2 protein-coding genes are annotated in these 5,452 nt (G+C 71.5%); both read right to left on the bottom strand.

Annotated features, from left to right (window positions below; genetic code table 11):
• Window positions 1–1,906, bottom strand: a 1,906-nt coding sequence (gene htpG / locus GA0115233_RS39450; RefSeq protein ID WP_093725560.1) for a molecular chaperone HtpG, incomplete at its 3' end; no start/stop codon positions are given.
• 127 nt (window positions 1,907–2,033) lie between these two features.
• Window positions 2,034–4,898, bottom strand: coding sequence for an ATP-binding protein (locus tag GA0115233_RS39455; RefSeq protein ID WP_255310515.1), 2,865 nt, complete (start codon window positions 4,896–4,898; stop codon window positions 2,034–2,036).
• Between the last annotated feature and the right edge of the window lie 554 nt (window positions 4,899–5,452).

Below are 5,452 nucleotides of genomic sequence, written 5' to 3' on the forward strand. Positions count from 1 at the left end.
AGAGGGCGCGTTCCAGGCGGTCCGCCATCAGTCTGACGAAGCGGGCGGGGTCCTTGGGGCGGCCGCCCTCGGCGAGTACCGCGAGGTCGTAGAGGAGCTGCGCGCTGTCGGTGAGCGCGGTGCGGTCCTCCCGCTCCTGGTACGCCTGGTTGATGCTCTTCACCAGCGCGTGCCCCGGGTTGAGTTCCAGGATGCGCTTGGCGTCCGGTACCTCCTGGCCCATCGCGCGGTACATGTTCTCCAGTGCCGGGGTCAGGTCGCCCGTGTCGGAGACCACGCAGGCCGGGGAGACGGTGAGGCGGGAGGACAGGCGTACGTCCTTGATGTCCTCGGCCAGTTGCTCCTTCATCCAGCCCAGCAGGGCGGCGAAGTCCTCGGTCTGCTTCTCCTTCTCGCCCTCTCCCTCGTCGTCTTCCTCGGCGTCGAGGTCGATCTGCCCCTTGGCGACGGAGCGCAGCTTCTTGCCCTCGTACTCGCCGACGGCGTCCGCCCACACCTCGTCGACGGGGTCGGTGAGCAGCAGCACCTCGATGCCCCGGTCCCGGAAGGCCTCCATGTGCGGGGAGTTCTCGATGCTCTGCCGGGACTCGCCGGTGAGGTAGTAGATGTCCTCCTGGCCGTCCTTCATCCGCTCCACGTAGCTCTTGAGCGTGGTCGGCTCGGAGTCGTGGTGGGTGCTGGCGAAGGAGGAGACCGCGAGGATGGCGTCGCGGTTCTCCGGGTCGGTGACCAGGCCCTCCTTCAGGACGGTGCCGAACTCCCGCCAGAACGTGGCGTACTTGTCGGGGTTCTTGGCCATCAGGTCCTTGACCGTGGACAGGACCTTCTTCGTCAGCCTGCGCCGCATCATCTCGATGTGGCGGTCCTGCTGGAGGATCTCGCGGGAGACGTTGAGCGAGAGGTCGGCGGCGTCCACGACGCCCTTGACGAAGCGCAGGTACTGCGGGAGCAGGGCCTCGCAGTCGTCCATGATGAACACGCGCTTGACGTACAGCTGCACCCCGCGCTTGAAGTCGCGGGTGAACAGGTCGTAGGGGGCGTGCTCGGGGAGGAACAGCAGGGCCTGGAACTCGAAGGTGCCCTCCGCCTGGAGGCGGATCGTCTCCAGCGGGTCGCGCCAGTCGTGGGCGATGTGCTTGTACAGGTCGTGGTACTCGTCGTCCAAGACCTCGTCGCGCGAGCGGGCCCACAGGGCCTTCATGGAGTTGAGCGTCTCCGGCTCGGGCGCCTTGTCCCCGTCCGTGTCGCTGCCGCGCTCCGGAACCATGCGGATGGGCCAGGTGATGAAGTCCGAGTACCGCTTGACGATCTCCCGGATCTTCCAGGGCGACGTGTAGTCGTGGAGCTGGTTCTCCGGGTCGGCGGGCTTGAGGTGGAGGGTGACGGAGGTGCCCTGCGGAGCGTCGTCGACCGGTTCCAGTGTGTACGTGTCCTCGCCGCGGGAGGTCCAGCGGGTGCCCTTGGTCTCGCCGGCCCGGCGGGTCACCAGGGTGACCTCGTCCGCCACCATGAAGCCGGAGTAGAAGCCGACGCCGAACTGGCCGATCAGCCCCTCCGTGTTGGCGCCGTCCTTGGCCTCCCGCAGCTCCTTCAGGAACTGCGCGGTGCCGGAGTTGGCGATGGTGCCGATGAGCTGTCCGACCTCGTCGTACGACATCCCGATGCCGTTGTCCCGCACGGTGAGGGTGCGGGCGTCCTTGTCGACGTCGATCTCGATGTGCAGGTCCGACACATCGGCGTCCAGGGAGTCGTCCCTGAGCTTCTCCAGACGCAACTTGTCCAGTGCGTCGGAGGCGTTGGAGACAAGTTCCCGCAGGAAGACGTCCTTGTTCGAATAGACCGAGTGGATCATCAGCTGAAGCAGCTGACGGGCCTCTACCTGAAACTCCAGAGTTTCAGCCGGCATGTCCGCGAATACCTCACAGGTGCTGTCGCCTGAACTGATGCCGACCACTGTAGAACGGCGGGTGGGCCGGACACACATCCTTCCTGGTACGTCCGCCCCATCCGTTCGTCCTGGGTGGTCAGAGTGGTCAGGGCTCGCGGTGCGTGACGGTCAGGGCCGACGCGATTTGGTGGCGGCCTCTGATGCCGAGTTTGCGGTAGACGCTGGTGAGGTGGAACTCGACCGTGCGCTGGGTCAGGAACAGGGCCTCGGCGATCTCGCGGTTGGTGGCTCCTGCCGCCGCCCGCTCGGCTATCTGGCGTTCGCCGCCGCTGAGGGACTCCGCCGGGGAGGTGGTGCTGCGGCGCAGCCGGCCGCGGGCGGCGGCCAGGACCGGGCGTACCTCGTCGAGCAGGGACTTGTCGCCGCACAGCACCGCTATGTCGATGGCCCGGTGCAGGCGGGTGCGGGCGGCCTGGGCGTCGCCGCGGTCGAACAGGCGCCGGCCGAGGAGGTACTCGGCGCGGGCGTGCTCCAGCCGGGCGGGGCTCCCCGCGAGCAGGTCGGCGGCCTCGGTCAGGTGGTCCAGGCCGGTGTCGTCCGGGGTGAGGACACCTCGGGCCAGGGACAGCATGCCGCGCGCCCGGGGCGTACCCCACTCGTCGACCGGTGCCGCCACCCGTTCCACGATCGCGTGGCCCTCGTGTTCGCGTCCCAGCCGGGCCAGGAGTGGGGCGGCCTCGAACCACCAAGGGGCCAGCACCGGGTTGCCGATGCCCGCCGCCGCGAGGCTGTCGCCGCAGCGCAGCAGGTCCTCCAGGGCGCCGTCGAGGTCGCCGAGGGCCGCCCGGGCGCGGGCCCTCGCCATCAGGAAGGCGTGGTATTCGAGGGAGAACTGGTCCAGCCGGGGGCGTTGGACCTCCGCGAGCAGCCGCTGTGCCCGCTCCGGTTCGCCGCGTCGTACCAGGGCGTCGGCGAGGGCGCACTTCGGGGAGACCGAGGTCGACACCCGCAGTTCGCGGTCGAAGAGGTCGTGGGCGAAGTGTGCGTCGGACAGGGCCTGGGTGACGTTCCCGGCCCACAGGTGCACCTGGGAGCGGGTGGTGGAGACGAGGGCGCACTGCCAGGCCTCGCCGCGGGCCGTGGCCTGGGCGAGGAGGGTGCCGAGCGCGGCTTGGACGGGTTCGTTCTCGTCCGCCAGGTACAGGGTGAGGACCGCGCCCAGCGCTCCCCAGCCGCCGCGCGGGCCGTCGCCCAGGCGCAGGACGCGCTCGGCTGCGGGCACCAACTCCGCGGCGGGGCGGCCCTCCAGGGTGCGCAGTGCGCAGAGCATGCCCAGCAGCAGACGTTCGTCCGGGGTCTCGCCGGGTGGGGGCGTGCGGTCGCGGAAGCGGTGGCTGACCCGGCCGACGGTCGAGGTCTCGTCGAGGCCGGAGAGCAGCACCATGGCCTCCACCCGGGCCCGCAGGGCCTGGTCGGCGGGGGACGTGCCGAGTTCCCCCACGGTCCGGTCGAGGGCCTCGGTCACCAGGTCGAAGGCGCGCAGCGAGTTGTGCGCGCCGAGTGAGGTGATGCCGTACTGGAGGACCAGGCAGCAGCGGGTGCGCGGGTCGGTCGGCTGCGCCAGCGCGTGTTCGAGGTGGCCCAGGGCGGTGCCGGGGGCTATGTGCGCGAAGACCCTGGCCGTGTGGGAGAGCAGGTCGAGATCGTCGGGGGTGTGGCACAGGGCGCGGGTCAGGTACTGGCCGGCGGTGGCGGGCGCGCCGCGCAGTTCGGCGTCGAGGGCGGCGGAGCGCAGGGCGGTGATCATCCAGGGCTCGGGGCTGGCCGGGAGCAGCATGAGCTGGACGGCGACCTTCTCGACGGGGCGTCCGGCCTCGTCCAGGAGCCGGGCGGCACGCTCGTGCAGGGCGGCGCGCTCGGCGGGCCGCAGGGTCTGCAGTACGGCCTCGCGGATGAGGTCGTGCCGGTAGGCGAGGGCGTCGGGGCGCAGCAGTCCGGCCGCGCGCAGGTCCTCCACGACGCGCTGGGCGGGTTCGGGCTGGGTGCCGGCGAGGGCGGCGACGATGTCGACGGTCTCCTCCTCCAGGACGCCGACGGCCTGGGCCACGGCGAGCCGTTCGGCCGTGAGCCGGTCGATCCGGAAGCGGGCCACGAGGCCGAGGTCGGCTTCCTCGTCGGCGCCTTCGTCCGCCGTGTCGCCGGGCCCGGTGAGCGGGCCGCTCTCCTTCCACCGGCCGGCCAGCAGGTGCACGAGGAGGGGGGTGCCGCCGCTGATCCGCATGCAGGTGTCGACGAGCGCGGCGTCGGGCGGGCCGCCGAGGGTGTGGGCGAGGAGGTCGCCGACGGCCTCCTCGCCGAGCGGGTGCACGTCGAGGGTGAGGCAGGAGGGGACGTCGGTCATCTCCGCCAGTGCGGCGGGCAGTTCCTCCTCGGCCTCGGTGCGCAGGGTGAGGATCAGGACGACCTGCAGGTCCTCGGCGCGGCGGAGCAGGAAGCCGAGCCAGCGCAGGGAGGCCTCGTCGCACCACTGGAGGTCGTCCACGGCGAGCACGACCGGGCGGTCGGCGGCGAGTCCCGCGGTGAGCCAGTACAGGCCCTGCATCACGGCGTAGAGGTCGGCGGGGTCGGAGTCGGCGGTACGGCCCGGGGTCAGCGCGGGCAGGGCCAGCCGGGCGCTGCCCCGCAGCAGGGGGTGGCCCGTGGTGCCGGGGTCGGTCAGGTGCAGGGGGGCGAACAGGGCGCGTACGACTGCGTAGGCGCCGCTGCCGTTCTCGGGGCACTTGGCGGTGAGTACGCAGGCGTCGTCGGCGGCCAGTTGCTCGGTCGCCGCGTCGATCGCGGCGCGCATCAGCCGGGTCTTGCCGATGCCGGCGGGGCCGCGCAGCAGTACCGCCCGGCCGGTGTCCTTGACCTGCTCGCGGATGAGGGAGAGTTCCGCGTCGCGGCCGACGAGCCGAGGCGGTGCCTCACCGCCCGGGGTGTCTCCGATTCCGGCGCTGAGCAGGGCCACCGCGACTCCTAACCCGCCCGGCGGGACACGAAGTGCCGGTCCCTGCGCGGGCTTCATAGATGGGGGGGTTGTTCGGGGAGGCGGTCGCACGACCGGCCTCGCGTGTGCGGTCGGTTCCTCACGCGCGCGGGGTGGGACGCGGTTTGGTCGGAACCGCGTAACCCCGCTGGTCCTCGGGGTCGCGCGCTCACGGTACCAGGGGTGGTTCAGACCGCCGCAGCCACACTCGAACTCGGGCACACCGCCAGGGACTCGGGCATGACGGGACGATCAACGGTCACCGCCTGCGCCGTACCGGCAGGCGGGGCCGGCGCACGGGTTCGGTGTGGCCATGGGTGTCGACCAGGCACTCCCCACCTCCGGCCGATCGGGCCGAGGGGAGGGAGCGGCTGTCCGGCGCGGTCGGCGGGGTGGGCCGAACCGGTCATGGACAGCGGGGCATACGGGCACGGAGCGAAGATCATCCAGTCAACTGCACGCGCGTTTCTCGTGGGGCGCGGGGAGGAAGCAGGCACGTCGGTTGTGGGGTACGGGCCGACGGGCCGGGGCTTCGG

Source organism: Streptomyces sp. DI166 (assembly GCF_900091315.1).
GTDB lineage: Bacteria > Actinomycetota > Actinomycetes > Streptomycetales > Streptomycetaceae > Streptomyces > Streptomyces fuscus.